This is a genomic window from Microbacterium sp. Root1433D1 (assembly GCF_001426835.1).
In the GTDB taxonomy this organism is placed as follows: domain Bacteria; phylum Actinomycetota; class Actinomycetes; order Actinomycetales; family Microbacteriaceae; genus Microbacterium; species Microbacterium maritypicum.
In genome coordinates this window covers 966,054-980,485 of the sequence record NZ_LMFN01000002.1, presented here as the reverse complement: position 1 = coordinate 980,485, position 14,432 = coordinate 966,054, and the positions used below count along the sequence as shown (strand labels likewise).

General features: G+C 69.0%; 15 protein-coding genes. 7 read left to right on the top strand and 8 right to left on the bottom strand.

The annotated features are described in order from the left end of the window. Positions 1-5: 5 nt before the first annotated feature. Both ASD13_RS10585 and ASD13_RS10580 read left to right on the top strand, forming a co-directional pair. Positions 6-398, top strand: a complete 393-nt coding sequence (locus ASD13_RS10585; protein WP_055869041.1) for a DUF1304 domain-containing protein — start codon at positions 6-8, stop codon at positions 396-398. A 109-nt stretch (positions 399-507) separates the two neighbouring features. Next, positions 508-888 carry a hypothetical protein gene (locus ASD13_RS10580; RefSeq protein WP_157535615.1) on the top strand — a complete coding sequence of 127 codons (381 nt, stop codon included), beginning with the start codon at positions 508-510 and terminating at the stop codon, positions 886-888. Positions 889-961: 73 nt separating this feature from the next. Here ASD13_RS10580 and ASD13_RS10575 read toward each other — a convergent pair whose 3' ends face one another. From ASD13_RS10575 to ASD13_RS10565, 3 genes are read right to left on the bottom strand one after another with little or no spacing between them, the layout of a single operon-like run. Further along, a complete protein-coding gene (locus ASD13_RS10575) occupies positions 962-1,939 on the bottom strand; it encodes a zinc-binding dehydrogenase (protein ID WP_055869039.1) in 978 nt (325 codons plus the stop codon). A 26-nt stretch (positions 1,940-1,965) separates the two neighbouring features. After that, positions 1,966-2,388 (bottom strand): organic hydroperoxide resistance protein, encoded by a 423-nt coding sequence (locus ASD13_RS10570; protein ID WP_017831045.1) that lies wholly within the window; start codon positions 2,386-2,388, stop codon positions 1,966-1,968. Positions 2,389-2,414: 26 nt separating this feature from the next. Further along, positions 2,415-2,885 carry a MarR family winged helix-turn-helix transcriptional regulator gene (locus ASD13_RS10565; RefSeq protein WP_164743678.1) on the bottom strand — a complete coding sequence of 157 codons (471 nt, stop codon included), beginning with the start codon at positions 2,883-2,885 and terminating at the stop codon, positions 2,415-2,417. 187 nt (positions 2,886-3,072) lie between these two features. Here ASD13_RS10565 and ASD13_RS10560 point away from each other — a divergent pair, with 187 nt between their 5' ends. Then, on the top strand, positions 3,073-5,529 hold the full coding sequence (locus ASD13_RS10560) for a LuxR C-terminal-related transcriptional regulator (RefSeq protein WP_055869038.1): 2,457 nt from the start codon (positions 3,073-3,075) through the stop codon (positions 5,527-5,529). Positions 5,530-5,578: 49 nt separating this feature from the next. Here ASD13_RS10560 and ASD13_RS10555 read toward each other — a convergent pair whose 3' ends face one another. After that, the gene (locus ASD13_RS10555) at positions 5,579-5,965 is read right to left on the bottom strand and encodes a PLDc N-terminal domain-containing protein (RefSeq protein ID WP_055869037.1); all 387 of its coding nucleotides are present in this window, start codon (positions 5,963-5,965) and stop codon (positions 5,579-5,581) included. Positions 5,966-6,180: 215 nt separating this feature from the next. On the opposite strand from ASD13_RS10555, the gene ASD13_RS10550 reads away from it, so the two are divergent. From ASD13_RS10550 to ASD13_RS10535, 4 genes are all read left to right on the top strand, one after another. Further along, positions 6,181-6,615 carry a DUF6325 family protein gene (locus ASD13_RS10550; protein WP_055869036.1) on the top strand — a complete coding sequence of 145 codons (435 nt, stop codon included), beginning with the start codon at positions 6,181-6,183 and terminating at the stop codon, positions 6,613-6,615. A 1-nt stretch (position 6,616) separates the two neighbouring features. Further along, positions 6,617-6,958: an SHOCT domain-containing protein gene (locus tag ASD13_RS10545; protein WP_055869035.1), complete on the top strand. Its 342-nt coding sequence runs from the start codon at positions 6,617-6,619 to the stop codon at positions 6,956-6,958. Between the two features lie 49 nt (positions 6,959-7,007). After that, positions 7,008-8,405, top strand: a complete 1,398-nt coding sequence (locus tag ASD13_RS10540; protein WP_055869034.1) for a hypothetical protein — start codon at positions 7,008-7,010, stop codon at positions 8,403-8,405. Positions 8,406-8,570: 165 nt separating this feature from the next. After that, a complete protein-coding gene (locus ASD13_RS10535) occupies positions 8,571-10,688 on the top strand; it encodes a heavy metal translocating P-type ATPase (RefSeq protein WP_055869033.1) in 2,118 nt (705 codons plus the stop codon). Positions 10,689-10,707: 19 nt separating this feature from the next. On the opposite strand, the gene ASD13_RS10530 is transcribed toward ASD13_RS10535, so the two are convergent. Genes ASD13_RS10530 through ASD13_RS10515 form a run of 4 tightly spaced genes read right to left on the bottom strand, consistent with a single transcriptional unit; the run spans position 10,708 to position 14,429 of the window. After that, complete coding sequence (locus ASD13_RS10530; RefSeq protein ID WP_082531464.1) at positions 10,708-11,730, bottom strand: FecCD family ABC transporter permease; 1,023 nt, start codon at positions 11,728-11,730, stop codon at positions 10,708-10,710. Continuing rightward, the gene (locus ASD13_RS10525) at positions 11,727-12,758 is read right to left on the bottom strand and encodes a FecCD family ABC transporter permease (protein ID WP_200942476.1); all 1,032 of its coding nucleotides are present in this window, start codon (positions 12,756-12,758) and stop codon (positions 11,727-11,729) included. Before ASD13_RS10525 ends, ASD13_RS10530 begins: the two co-directional genes overlap by 4 nt. Then, the gene (locus ASD13_RS10520) at positions 12,755-13,780 is read right to left on the bottom strand and encodes an ABC transporter substrate-binding protein (RefSeq protein WP_200942475.1); all 1,026 of its coding nucleotides are present in this window, start codon (positions 13,778-13,780) and stop codon (positions 12,755-12,757) included. The genes ASD13_RS10525 and ASD13_RS10520 overlap by 4 nt, the downstream gene beginning before the upstream one ends. Before the next feature lie 46 nt (positions 13,781-13,826). Further along, positions 13,827-14,429, bottom strand: coding sequence for a TetR/AcrR family transcriptional regulator (locus ASD13_RS10515; protein ID WP_055869031.1), 603 nt, complete (start codon positions 14,427-14,429; stop codon positions 13,827-13,829). Between the last annotated feature and the right edge of the window lie 3 nt (positions 14,430-14,432).

Genomic DNA, 14,432 nt, shown 5'->3' with positions numbered 1-14,432 from the left:
GCCGTATGCTCATCGTCGGTCTGGTCCTCGCCGCGGCTGCCGCCGCGTTCCACGTGTTCATCTTCGCGCTCGAGTCGCTGAAGTGGACCGAGCCCGAGACGAGGAAGATCTTCGGCGTCGCCAGCGAGGCGGATGCTGTGACGATGAAGGCGCTCGCGTTCAACCAGGGCTTCTACAACCTGTTCCTCGCGCTGACCGCGCTGCTCGGAATCGGTCTGACGATCGTCGACTTCGCGACCGTGGGTCTGACCCTCGTGTTCGCCGGCACCGGCATGATGGTCGCCGCTGCTCTGGTGCTCGTTCTGTCGGACTCCACCAAGGTCCGCGCCGCCGCGATGCAGGGAACCCTTCCGCTGCTCGCGATCATCGCCACGGCCATCGCCGTCGCCATCGGTTGAGCTCTGCTGGGGTCGCAATCAGTCGCGGGAGACGTCACAACCCGATCGCGCGATTGGGGCGTGGCGGCGGGAACTCGACTCCTGGGAGTGCCCTCACTAGGGTGACGGGATGAGCACACTGTCGCAGGAAACCGCACCGGTTCTCGCCCGGCCCGTGCCGTGGTGGTCCCGCCGACGGGTGATCCTCGTGTTGAGCGTGGTCGTCATACCTGTGCTGCTCGCGGTACTGCTCAACAGTTATGGCCCGTTGACCGTCGAATCGGCGATCCGCATGGCGTGTGCCACTATCGCCGGGCAGACAGTGGCGATCGGCGGCGCGGCGACGGCGCTCGTGATCACCATCACCCGTCGCCGCAACATCGCCGGGATCATCGTGTTCGCGGTGATCCTGATAGGTGTCGTGGTCTACGCGGCGTCAGCGATGGAGGGCGCGGGATACCTGTTGGTCGATCGTCTCGACAGGATCGCCGAGGCGGACGAACTCAACTGAGCGCGGCCGCCGCAGGGCGGGTATGCGAAAGGGCCGCCCGCATCCGGACGACCCTTTCGAAGCGGCAGATCGATCAGAACTGCAGCAGCACCTTGCCCACGCGGCCAGGCGTCATGCTGAGACGCACGGCATCGGCGATATCGGCGGCGTCGAACACGCCGGCGACCGGGAGGGTCAGCGTCCCATCGGTGACGCGCTGGATGAGCTCGCCGAACAGGGCCCCGCGCGTGGCGGCGTCGAGCTGCTGGATGACCTTGCTGCCCCAGAAGCCCTTGACGATGGCCTGCTTGAAGATCACATCGGAGGAGGCGATCTCCATGACCGGGGAGTTCATCGCCCCGAACGCGACGAGCGTGCCGCCTTCGCCGAGGAGCGAGAGCACGTCGCCGGAGGCCGAGCCGCCCACGGAATCGACACCGGCGACGATCGGCGCGCCGCCGGTCAGGCGCGCAGCCTGCTCGCGCCAGTCGTCCTGATCGGTCGAGATGACGTTGTCGATGCCCTGGGCACGCAGTTCCTCGACACCCTCCGCGCGGCGCACGAGCCCGAGCACGTGCACGCCGCGCGCGGCGCCGAGCTGCGCGAGCATGCGTCCGACAGCGCCGTTCGCCGCGTTCTGCACGATCCAGTCGCCTTCGTTGACGTCGAGGAACTGCAGCAGGCTGATCGTGCTGAACGGCATCGAGACGAGCTGGGCCGCGCTCTCGTCGGAGAGGGAATCGGGCGCGGGGATGAGTCCGGCGGCGTTCGCCACGATGTACTCGGCCCAGGCGCCGAAGGTGCCGCCGGTCGCGACGCGCTGTCCGACCGCGAGGTGCTCGACGCCCTCACCGAGGGCGTCGACGATGCCCAGGGCCTCGGTGCCGGAGGCCGCAGGCAGCTCGGGCTTGAACCCATAGGTGCCGCGCACGGTCCACAGGTCGTGGTTGTGGATGGGGGAGAGGACGATGCGCAGGCGGACCTGCCCTGCTGCGGGCTCCGGAACGGGACGCTCCTCGACCGCGAGGACGTCTTCGGCTTCGCCGAATCGGGAATGGATGAGTGCACGCATGATGTGGTTTCCTTTCCTTCCGTTGATCAGTCGTCCGACACGGTGATCGTGACGTCGATGTTGCCGCGCGTCGCGTTCGAGTACGGGCAGACCTGGTGTGCGGCGTCGGCGAGTGCCTGGGCCTGATCGTGCGCGAGCTCGGGGATGACCACCTCGAGTTCGACCGCGAGGCCGAAGCCGCCGGCGCCGTTCGACCCGATCTGCACGCGCGCGCCGACCGAGCTGTGGTCGATCTTGATCTTCTGCGCCCGCGCGACGGACTGCAGAGCGGAGTGGAAGCATGCGGCATATCCGGCCGCGAAGAGCTGCTCGGGGTTGGCCCCGTCGCCGCTGCCGCCCATCTCCTTGGGGATGGCGAGATCGAACTCGACGCGACCGTCGTTCGTGGCGACGTGTCCGTTGCGGCCGGCGCCGGTGGCGAGGGCTTCTGCGGTGTAGAGGGCTTCCATTGAGGGGTTTCCTTCCGGGAGGGTGGTCATTCGCCGGCGCGCAGCGCGGTGGCGCCGGTGGCCGGTGTCGAGACACCGCTCTGCAGCAGAGCGGTGAGTTCGTGGAGTTCTGCGATGAGCCGGCGGCGGTGCGCGTCGTCGCGGATGCCGGAGAGCTGCGCGATCTGGGCAGGGATCTTCGCGAGGTCCCCGCGGAGCGCCTGGCCTGCGGAGGTGAGCTGCACCGTGACGACGCGCTCGTCCTGGGGGCTGCGCGTCTTCGCAACCAGGCCCGCCTGCTCGAGGCGGCGTACCAGGGGCGAGAGGGTCCCGGAGTCGAGTTGCATGGCGTCTCCGAGCGAACCGATCGTCTGATCGCCCTCGTGCCACAGGATGGCGAGGACCAGATACTGCGGATACGTCAGCCCCCAGGGGGCGAGCAGAGCCCGGTACGCCTGCGTGGTGGCGCGCGCAGCGGAGTAGAGGGAGAAGCACACCATCTCATCGGTCACGGGCATGAGTAAAGCATTGCATGCGATTCAATTGTGCACAACTCGATTGAACGCGCGAGGATGCCCTTGAAGGTGCATCCGGCACAGCACTAGCTTTGGTGCCATGTCGCACCCCGTACGCTCGACGAGGCCGGGACCCACGGTGCGATTCCGGCCGCCGGCACCCCAACCAGGTGCCCTTCGACGCGATCGGGTGAGCGCGGTGATCTCGGAGGCCGTCGCCAGAGACCCGCTGACCGTGGTCAGTGCCCCCAGCGGATTCGGGAAGACGACCTCGGTGGCCGAGTGGGCGTCAGGGCTCGAACACGTGGCGTGGCTCGGGCTCAACGCCTTCGACTCCGACCCGTCGCGGCTGACCCAGGGCGTGGTGAACGCGCTGATCCGGGGCGCGGAGCGCTCGGGGCGTCGCCTGGACCTTGACCGGGATCTGGACGACCCGCACCGGGCATACCAGGAGATCTGCAGAGTTCTGGAGGATGCGGACGAGCGCGTGCACCTGATCGTCGACGATGCTCAGCGCGCAGGGGAGGACTGGCGTGCGGGACTTCTGGGGATGCTGGCCGAGCAGGCGCCGGACAGCCTGCGGATCGTGCTGGTGGGGACGACATTGCTCGAGGTGACCCTCTCCCGGCACCGCGTGACGCATCCGGATTCCTTCGTCGGCGCGGACACGCTCAGCTTCACGGAAGAGGAAGTGCGGCTGCTGCTCGACGGGGAGACGGACGGCCTCTCGGCGCAGACCATCTTCGAGGAGACCCAGGGGTGGCCGATCGCGGTCAGACTGATGATGATCGGCGGAGCGAGGCCCGACCAGCGCGCCCAGAGCGCCGCCGGCTTCCTGGGCAACTACGTGCGGGAGCACGTGCTCGCCACGCTCCCCCCTGAGGTCGCCGACTTCGTTCTCGAGGCGAGCGTCTGCAGCGAGCTGACCCCTGCGCTCGCAGCCGCGGTGACCGGACGCCCCGACGCGGCGGCCCTGCTCGAGACCTGCGTGCGCCTCGGATTGTTCCTCGACCGCTTCGAGGGCCCTCACGGGGTCGTGTACCGCTGGCATGCCTCCTTCGCCAGGCGATGCGCCGAGATCCTGGACATCGATGCCGAACGCGCCGCTGGATGCCACCGCCGCGCCGCTGCCGCGCTGCAGGCGACGGATCCGACGGCATCGATCACGCACTCCCTTCATGCGTCCGAGTTCCTCACCGCACGGGAGACCCTCCTTCACCATTGGCTCGGTCTGGTGGTGGGGGCGAGAGCCGACGAGGTCGAAGGCACAGCGATGCTGATGCTGCGACGCACGCCCGATGACTCGCAGGTGCTGCTGGTGCGCGCGTGTGCGAGCGACGTGCTCGGCGATCATCGGGTGGCGCGTGAGCTGTTCCGGCGCGCGGAGGCGATGATCGGTCGATCGGGCGATGACGATGAACCCGCGGTGCTGCAGATCGCCCGGCTCTTCATCGCCGACGAGCCTGCAGAGGTCGCGGATGCGAGCGCGAAGGTGCAGCAGATGCTCCTCGACGCGGACTCGACGGACCTCGGCGACCGCGCGGCGCTGAACTATCTCCTCGGGTGGACCGAGATCCGGCACCGCGGCAATCCGATGGTCCCGCTCGAGTACTTCTCCGCCGCGGCCAGGGAGGCGCAGAGCTCGGGCGATCGAGAGCTGGCGAAGCGCGCGCTGGGGCATCTCGCCTTCGGGCAGACCTGGGCCGGTCATCTCATCGAGGCCCGACGGTCGCTCATCGCCGTTCGTGGGGCGGAGGATGTCGGTCTTCCCTGGAGCACCTACGCCGGGGGCAGTGCTGCCGCGGCCGCGGGATACGTCTCGTACTGGTCGGGTGAGCTCGACGAAGCGATCCGCGAGTTCGGAACCGTGATCGCCAACGGGGGCTCCGATCGTTCGTTCACGAATGTGGCGCGCATGATGATCGCCTACGCGGCGGCGGAATCGGGTGATGTCACCGCCTGCCGTCGTGCGGCGATCGGCATCCAGGAGATCCCCCTGGAGGTCGTGCACGGCGTCTCGTGGCCGGCGTTCCGCGAATCGTCGGTCGCCCTGCTCGAAGAAGCCGTCGGACGAACGGATCGAGCGATGCGGATCGCGCGCAAGTACATCCAGTGCCCGGACCTTCCCGTCGTCAACGTCGCCCTCGCCGGCGTTCTGCGCCGCGCCGGCGACTACACCACCGCCCTGGAGATGCTGCGGGCTCCGCGCGTCTTCGCGGAGGTGTCCTACGTGAAATCGGCGACTCTGCTCACGGCAGCCCTGCTCCGACGTCAGGCCGGACACCACGACCAGGCGCATGAGCTGTGCGAGGCGGGTGTCGCTGTCGCCTCGGGGGAGAACATCCGCCTTCTCTTCGGGCCGCGCGAGACGGCCGTGCGCAAACTGCTCGGCGAGCATGTGCACTTCGGCACGCAGTTCGAGGACTTCATCGGCAGGTGTCTGGCGAAGGGCTCGGCCGGGTCGTTGGTGGATGCCCTCTCCGGGCGTGAACGCGATGTCTTCCAGCAGCTGCAGACCGCTCGCACGTTGCAGGAGATCGCACGTGAACTGGCGGTGTCGATCAACACGGTGAAGACTCACCAGCGCGCGATCTACCGCAAACTCGGGGTGTCGTCCCGCCGCGAGGCGGTGCGCACCACCGTCTGATCGGGACGAGCTCGCCGATGCGGCTCTCGCCGCCCGGCGCGGATGCGGGTCAGCTCAGCGCGCGCGCCTTGATGGCGGCGAACTCGTCGGCGGTGATGGTCCCTGCGGCGAGCAGTTTGGATGCCTTGTCGATCTCGTCGCTGGGACTGGAGCCGGCGACGCTGCGGATGTAGGAGTCGGCGGCATGCTGCTGCTCGCGGTACGCCGACGCGCTGCGCTCGCCCATGCCTCTGCCGCGGGCGATCAGGTACACGAGCGCCGTGAGGAACGGGACGAAGATGAGGAAGATGATCCACACGGCCTTCCACCCGCCGTTGAGCGTGTGATCGCGGAACAGGTCGGCGACGATGTTGAAGAGCACCATGAGGTAGGAGACGAACACGAAGACCCAGAAGAACCACCAGATGATGTCCCAGAAGCTTTCCCAAATGGACACTTCGCACCTCTTTCGTCGAGTTACTGCGTAGGGCGATCGTGGCAGCGTGAGCAGATGAGTGGGGGCGTCCCTCACCCCGAGCGGGCGACCCCGTGACGGGCTGCCGGCGACGGAGCACTCATCCTCTCGGGGTGAGGCCGGACTCCTCGCCCGTGACCGCGATGCGAGCATGGATCCCAGTCACGGGCGACGTGCGCCAGGAGAAGGGACGACCCATGAATGACTTCCGTTTCGGCCCGGCCGAGGTCTACCTCGTCGGGTTCGAGGGTCAGCGCCCGGATCCGGCGACGTTCCGCGCGCTGACGGAGCTCGTGGACAGCGGCGTCGTGCGACTGCTCGACTTCGTCGTGCTCGCGAAGTCGGCGACCGGAGAGGTCGAGATCGTCGAGCTCGACGATGAGGACGGAAAGCTCGATCTCGACGGCTTCGAGCCGATCGCGGCGGGTCTCGCCGGTGAGGAGGACGTCGAAGCGCTCGCCGCCGCGATCGCCCCAGGGCAGTCCGCCGCTCTGGTCGTGCTCGAGCTCGCCTTCGCGCGCACCCTCGCGCAGAAACTCGCCGCTGCGGGCGGACAGGTGCTGCGCAGCGAGCGCGTGCCGGCGCCCGTCGTGAATGCGGTGATGGACATCCTCGACCAGGAAGATGAATGACATGCCCATGAGAAGATTCGGCCGCCCAGGACTGATCGGCCTCGCTGCCAGGACCGCAGTGGTCGCAGGGACGGCTTCGGCCGTCGGCGGCGCGATGTCGCGGCATCAGCAGGAGCGTGCGCAGGGCGAGCACGAGCAGCAGCAGTACGCGGCCGCGCAGCAGCAGGCGCAGGTCGATGCCGCCGCCAAGAATGCAGCGGCCCAGTACTCGTCTCCGCCTCCGGCGGCACCCGCCGCCGCTGACGATCTGATCGCGAAGCTGCAGCAGCTCGCATCCCTCAAGGATTCCGGCGTGCTCTCCGATGCGGAGTTCGCCGCGGCGAAGCAGAAGCTCCTGAGCTGACGAGACCGGCAGCCCGCCGTCGGAACGACAGCCGAGACGAGGACAGCGAATGAGTGAACTGGAAGACCTGCGTGCCCGCGTCGTCCTCCTCGAGCACGAGAACGAGACGCTCAAGCGGCCCCGCCGCCGGCCGGTGGGGAGGAGCATCGTCGCGGGGATCGTGCTCGCCCTCGCGGTCCTGATGGCTCCGATAGCAGCGATGGGCACCTGGGCCCGGCTGCAGCTCGTCGATGCCGATCGGTTCGTCGCGACCTTCGCGCCGCTCGCCGAGGATCCCGACGTGCAGGACTTCGTCGCGGATCAGGTCAGCGCCGCCATCCAGGAGCAGGTGGACTTCAGTGCGATCGTCGCAGAGGTGTTCGACGGAATCCGTGAACTCGACCTTCCGCCCCGCGCGTCATCCGCACTCTCCCTGCTGGAGGCCCCGGCGGCCAGCGGGCTCACCTCCCTCGTCGACGGCGTGATCCACGACGTCGTGGCATCCGATCAGTTCGCCGACATCTGGGCGCAATCGCTGCGGTTCACGCACGAACGCGCGGTCGCGATCCTGCAGAACAGCCCGGACACCGCCGTGCAGCTCGCTGACGATGGAGTGCTCTCGATCGACCTCGGTCAGGTCGTCGACCGGGTCAAGGTGGTGCTGACCGAGCGTGGCGTCGGATTCGCCGCACTCATCCCCGAGATCGACAGGTCGGTCTCGATCGCCCAGGCCGACGCGCTGGTCCTGGTGCGCACCGTCTACCAGATCGCGGTCGCGGCGGGGTTCTGGCTGCCATGGGTGCTGCTCGGGCTCGTCGTAGCCGGCATCCTGATCGCGCGAGATCGCGCGCGTGCCCTCCTGTGGACCAGTCTCGGCTTCGCCGTCGCTTTCCTGCTCCTGTCCGCGGGGATGGGAATCGGGAGGACGTTCTTCATCGGCGCGGTGAGTCCGTCGGTCATGACGGCGGGGGCGGCCCAGTCGCTGTTCGACGAGGTCACCTCGCTGCTGAGCTCGACGATCGTGGCGCTCGCCCTGGTCGGAGTGCTCGTCGCCGTGTGGGCCTGGCTCGCCGGGTCGAGCCGCAGCGCTGTGGCCATCCGCGGCCTCCTGGAGAGTGGGTTCACCGCGATCCGGAGCACGTGGGAGCGACGAGGGCTGTCGACCGGCCGCCTGAGCGTCGCGGTCGATCGCTTCCACGGACCGATCCTCATCGCCGCCTTCGCGCTCGCGGTTCTCATCCTCATCACGTCGCGGCCGGTCGCGTTCGGCACGGTGATCGGGGTGACCGTGGGGCTCGTGGTCTTCGCGGTCGTGATCGAGCTGCTCCGGCGCCCGCGCGCGGCGGACGCGTCCACGGCGGACGCGTCCACGACGGAGGAGCTCCCGACAGAGGAGCCCGGCGAATCCGCGACGGTCGATCACGACACCGCAGAGCCGGACTCCCACGCCACGGCGCCGGCTCCCTGAGCGGCGGATGGCACCTGAGGGTGCGAACATCGGGGCGAGGTGCGGGTGGGAATACCCCAGGAGGGTACTCGGTTGACCCGAAGGAGTGAGCGGGACGACCCGCTCCATCTGTGCGGGGCTTCCATCCGCTGCCTGCACGGCATCGTCTTTCCGAGGAGGAGAGCAATGAGCGCTTCGCACCACGAGGGCACCGCACACGCCGCGCCGCATCACGAGTCGGACGGCTCCGCACCCATGCACGCGGCGCACGAGGGCCACGACGATCACCCGGGTCACGGCGGCCACGCAGGTCACGGGGGCCACGGCGACCACGTCGCACAGTTCCGGCGGCTGTTCTGGATCATGCTCGTCCTCGCCGTCCCGACCGTCGCGCTTTCCGGCATGTTCGCGATGATCCTCGGATACACGCTCCCCGACGTGCCGGGCCTGGCATGGGTCTCACCCGTGCTCGGAACCGTGATGTATGTGTGGGGCGGCAAGCCCTTCCTCGTCGGGGCCGTCAGTGAGATCAGAGCCCGTACGCCCGGCATGATGCTGCTCATCGGTCTGGCGATCACGGTGGCCTTCCTCGCGTCGTGGGGAGCGAGTCTCGGCATCCTCCACCATGAGCTCGACTTCTGGTGGGAGCTGGCGCTCCTCATCGTGATCATGCTGCTCGGGCACTGGATCGAGATGCGCTCGCTCGCGCAGACCACCTCTGCTCTCGACTCGCTCGCCGCGCTCCTGCCGGACGAGGCCGAGCGCGTGGAAGCCGGGCAGGTCGTCATCGTCTCACCCGCAGACCTCGCGGTCGGCGACGTCGTGGTCGTGCGACCGGGCGGAAGCGTGCCCGCGGACGGGCGCATCGTCGACGGCCGGGCGTCCATGGACGAGTCGATGGTCACGGGGGAGTCGCGCACGGTCGCGCGAGGCATCGGCGACCAGGTCACCGCCGGCACGGTGGCCACCGACTCTGGGCTCCGCGTCGAGATCACCGCCACCGGGGACGACACCACGCTCGCCGGCATCCAGGGCCTGGTGACCGAGGCGCAGAGCTCCTCCTCGCGCGCGCAGCGCCTCGCCGACACCGCGGCGGGGTGGCTGTTCTGGTTCGCGCTCGGGTCCGCGGCGATCACCGCGATCGTGTGGAGCCTGGTCGGGTTGCCCGATGCGGCCGTGATCCGTACCATCACCGTGCTCGTGATCGCCTGCCCGCACGCACTCGGGCTGGCGATTCCGCTGGTCGTGTCGATCGCCACCGAGCGTGCGGCCCGCGGAGGAGTGCTGGTCAAGGACCGCCTGGCGCTGGAGAGCATGCGCACCGTCGACACCGTGCTGTTCGACAAGACCGGGACGCTCACCAAGGGCGAGCCGGTCGTGTCCGAGGTGTCCGTGTCCGGGGAGCACGACGGCGATCGAGTGCTGGCGCTCGCCGCCGCTGCCGAGGCTGACAGCGAGCACCCTCTCGCGAAGGCGATCGTCCGCGCCGCCGCCGCGAAGAACCTGTCCGTTCCGGAGAGCCGCGACTTCACGTCGTCACCGGCGGTCGGGGTCACGGCGACCGTCGAAGGGACGACTGTGCGCGTCGGCGGCCCGCATCTGCTCGCCGAGGAGCACGCGGATGAGCTCGCCGTCGCCGAGGGGTGGCGCGGGGACGGGGCCATCATCCTGCACGTGGTTCAGGACGGTCACGTCATCGGGGCGTTGAAACTCGCCGACGAGGTGCGGCCGGAGTCCCGCGAGGCCGTCGACGCACTGCACGCACTCGGTGTGCAGGTCGTCATGATCACGGGCGACGCCGAGGCCGTCGCGCAGACGGTCGCGGCAGATCTCGGTATCGACCGATTCTTCGCCGGCGTGCGCCCCGAGGACAAGGCAGCGAAGGTGCAGGAGCTGCAGCACGAGGGGCGCAAGGTCGCGATGGTCGGTGACGGCGTCAACGATGCACCCGCGCTCGCGCAGGCCGACGTGGGTCTGGCGATCGGTGCCGGCACCGATGTCGCGATCGCCTCGGCCGGGGTGATCCTCGCCGGCGACGACCCGCGTTCCGTGCTCTCGGTGATCGAACTCTCACGCGCCGCATACCGCAAGATGAAGCAGAATCTGTGGTGGGCGGCGGGGTACAACCTGCTCTCGGTGCCGCTCGCGGCCGGCGTTCTGGCACCCATCGGCTTCGTGCTGCCGATGTCGGTCGGAGCGGTCCTGATGTCGCTGTCGACCATCGTCGTGGCGCTCAACGCCCAGCTGCTGCGGCGCCTGGACCTGCGCCCGGAGGTGACGACCCGCGCCATCCTCGATCGGTGACGCGGGCACGATACGAGTCTTACCGACCTCCTCGGAGCAGGGTGAGAATGAGATAGGCGCCTCCGATCGTGACGGTCACCGCGCCGACGGGGAGTTGGGTCGGAGCGAAGGTGTGTGCTGCGATCCAGTCCGCACCGCTGAGGAGCAGCGCGCCCGTCAACGCAGAGGCGAGCACGGGGCGTTCGCGCGGGAGCGTCGCTCGGGCGAGGTGCGGTGCGGCGAGGGCGATGAACATGATCGGGCCCGCCGAGGCCGTGGTGATGGCCGTGAAGGCGACGGCGCCGACGATGAGGGCGAAGCGGCTCGTGCGGACTCGCAGTCCCAGAGCGGTGGCGAGATCGTCTCCGAGCGCCAGGAAGCGTAATCGGGTGGCGGCGACGACCACGGGTAGCGCGAGGAGCGCGAGCGCCGCCAGCGCTGGAGCGAGGTTGACCCAGCGTGTGTTGTCGAGCGTGCCTGCCGCCCACAATGAGCCCGCCGTGGCAGTCGCCGTGTCGGTCTTGTAGACGAGCCAGGTGTTGACCGAGGCGAGAAGAGCGCTGACGGCGATACCGGTGAGGATGAATGTGCGCCCCGCCATTCCCGAGCGGGCGGTGAGCGCGATGACGACAGCAGCCGTCGCCAGCCCTCCGAGAAGCGAGGCCGCAGCGAGCGGAAGGAACCCCACGGCAGGGACGGCGAGAAGCGTGAGGAGAACGCCGGAGTAGGCGCCCGTGTTGAATCCGATCACATCGGGGCTGCCGAGAGGGTTGCGGGTCAGGCTCTGGAAGATGGCTCCAGCGGCGCCCAGCGCAGCCCCGAAGGCGATCCCAGCTATGGCGCGGGGGAGACGCCACGACAGGACGACGGTCGTGGTGAAGTCCGACGCCCGACCTGAGAGAACTGCCCAGACCTCGGCAGGTGAGAGCAGGAGGTCGCCGGCGAGCAGGGAAGCGACGAGGATGCCCAGGAGTACGGCGAACGCGACGCTCCAACGGAAGAACGGCGATGTGAAGGCCGGACGTCGGACGACGGACAGCGGCGCGGTGTCGGTCGTCGTCATCGGCCTCTCCTGATCAACATCAGCAGGACGGGGGCGCCGAGGGCGGCGGTGACGACGCCCACGGGGATCTCTCCCGGCCAGAGCGCCACGCGCGCGATGACGTCGGCGCCGAGAAGGAGCACGGGCCCTGCCACGGCGCTGGCGAGCAGGATGCGTCTGGTGTCCGGGCCGGTGAAGGGGCGGACGAGGTGCGGGATCATGAGGCCTGCGAATCCGATCGGGCCGGCGATCGCGGTTGCGGCACCGACCAGCAGTGCGGCGGCGACCGCCACTCCGGCACGCGTGCGAAGCGGGTGCGAGCCGAGGCCACGAGCGGCATCGTCTCCGAGGGCGAGTGCGTTCAGCGGTCGGGTGAGCAGCAGCGAGAGGATGAGGGCTCCCCCGATCAGGGGGAGGACCGCGCTCACCACGTCGGCATCCGGGGTTGCGAGGGAGCCGGCCGACCAGGCACGCATCGCATCGAGCGCCCGAGGGTTGAGCAGCGTGATGCTCGTCTGGATGCCGCCGACGGACATGCTGAAGGCGACACCGGCGAGGATGAGCCGCGAGTCGTTCCCGCTGCCGCGCAGACCGAGCGTCAGCACGAGTACGGTCATGACGGCGGCGCCGATCACCGATGCTGTGGCCACTCCCAAGGCGCTGCGCACGCCCAGCCAGCTGAGGGCGATGGTCACGGCGAACGCCGCTCCCGAGCTGACCCCCAGGAGGCCGGGATCGGCGAGCGGGTTCCTTGTCATGCCCTGCATGAGTGCGCCGGCCCAGGCGAGGGTGATGCCCACGAGCACCGCGGCGAACGTGCGGGGAACCCGCACATCTCGCAGGAGGGTGAGAAGGTCGGGGTCGCCCTCACCGCCGAGGAGCGCGAGGAGCGCGGTGGGCGAGACCGGGCGTGAGCCGATCAGGATGCTGGCGACGAGCAGCGCGCAGAGCAGGACGAGCAGGACCAGACCGACCACCGGGAGGCGTCGCGGACCTCGGAGTCGGGTGACGTCGGCATCCGCACGCACCTCCCGGAGGCTGGTCGTCACGGCGCGGGGATGAGCGCGAGGCCCGGACGGAGCTTGTCGAGCAGCCACGGCACGGCCGCGATGTTCGGGTCCTGCAGAGCGGTCGCGGTCTCGAGGTCGACGGGCACGTACCGGGTGCCCATGATGGCCTGAGAAGACACGACCGGGTCCTTCTCGAACGATTCCTGGAGCGCGCCGGACTGGTAGGTCATGAACAGCACTCCCGCATCGTCGAACAGCGGAGCCTGCTCGAAGCTGACGTCGACGGCACCGGGGACTGAGCCCGTGCCCTGGAGATCGGCGACGGCCGGAAGCGCGACGAGCCCGAGTCGTTGCATGAAGCGGGCGGTGACGTTCCGCTCGTCGACGAGCATCACCACGACGCCGTCACGTGCCTGCCCGTACAGGAACGTTCCACCGTCGAGGTGGGGCAGTTCCGTCGTGAGGTCGGCGATCGCCTCGTCGGCGCGGGCGATGAGCTTCTCGGCAGCCTCCGTCTCGCCGAGCGCGGTGGCGATGCGGCGTGCGGAGTCCTCGCTCGTCGCCGCGTAGAGCTGCTCCTCGAAGGTGATCACGGGGGCGATGTCGCTCAGCTGGTCGTAGAGCGCCTCGTCCAGGGTGAAGCCCGCTGTGGCCAGGATGAGATCGGGCCGTGCCGCGGCGACCTGCTCGACGTTGATGCTCATCGGGTTGACCCAGGTCGTGTCGTTGGCGAGCGCGTCGACGTAGGGCAGGTTGGGATCGTCCCCCTCTCCGGCGATGACCGAGAACGACTCCGGTGCGAGGACGACGTTCGCTCCGAGCGCCGAGGCGAGAGCGACATCGGCGTACCCGAGCGTGGCGACGCGGGTGGGCTTGTCGTCGATGGTCGCGTCGCCGAAGGCGTTGTGGATCGTGACGGGGAAGGATGCATCCGTCGAACCGGCGGCGGGCTTCGTCGTGCTGTCGGTCGGCGTGCCCGCGCACCCGGAGAGAAGTGAGAGTCCGGTGGCGATGGCGATCATCGGCACGAATGCGCGCCGGTGCGGACGGGAAACAGGCATGGAGGTCTCCTTGTGTTCGGGTGGGGGAGCGTTCGGGGTCGGAAAGTCAGGAGGCGGGAAGGAGCGCCGCGGCGGTGGTGAAGACCGTCGTCGGTGTCGCCGCAGCATCGAGCTCGGGCCAGCGATCCGAGAGCGAGGCCACGAGTGGCAGGGCGCCGACCACCGGCTCCGTCGGGAGCGTTCCGGTGCCTTCTCGCTGTCCTCGCGCTGATGTCATGGTCGCCTGGCCGAGGACCGTGGCGAACATCATCCGGTAGAAGACGAAGCCCGCGGTGTCGTCGAGCCCGGCATCACGCGCGCAGGTGAGGAATCCCTCGGGGAACTGCAACCCGGCGGGACTGGCCAGGCGCCCTGTGGAGATCAGCCGGATCATCCACGGGTGAGTGACGAGGAAGTCATGCAGGCAGAGGGCGAGCGCGGCGGCCGTGTCGCGCGGTGTCTCACCAGGAGCGGGGATGACGATCTCCTCTGACACCTTCTCGACGAGCGCGAGCAGCAGCGCATCCCGGTCGGTGAAATGGCGGTACAGGGCCATCGGGGTGACGCCGAGACGGGCTGCGAGGGGACGCATCGCGACAGCGGACTCGCCGTCGGCGACGATCAGTTCGAGTGCCGTCGTCACGATCTGCTCGCGATCGATCTTGCTCATGTC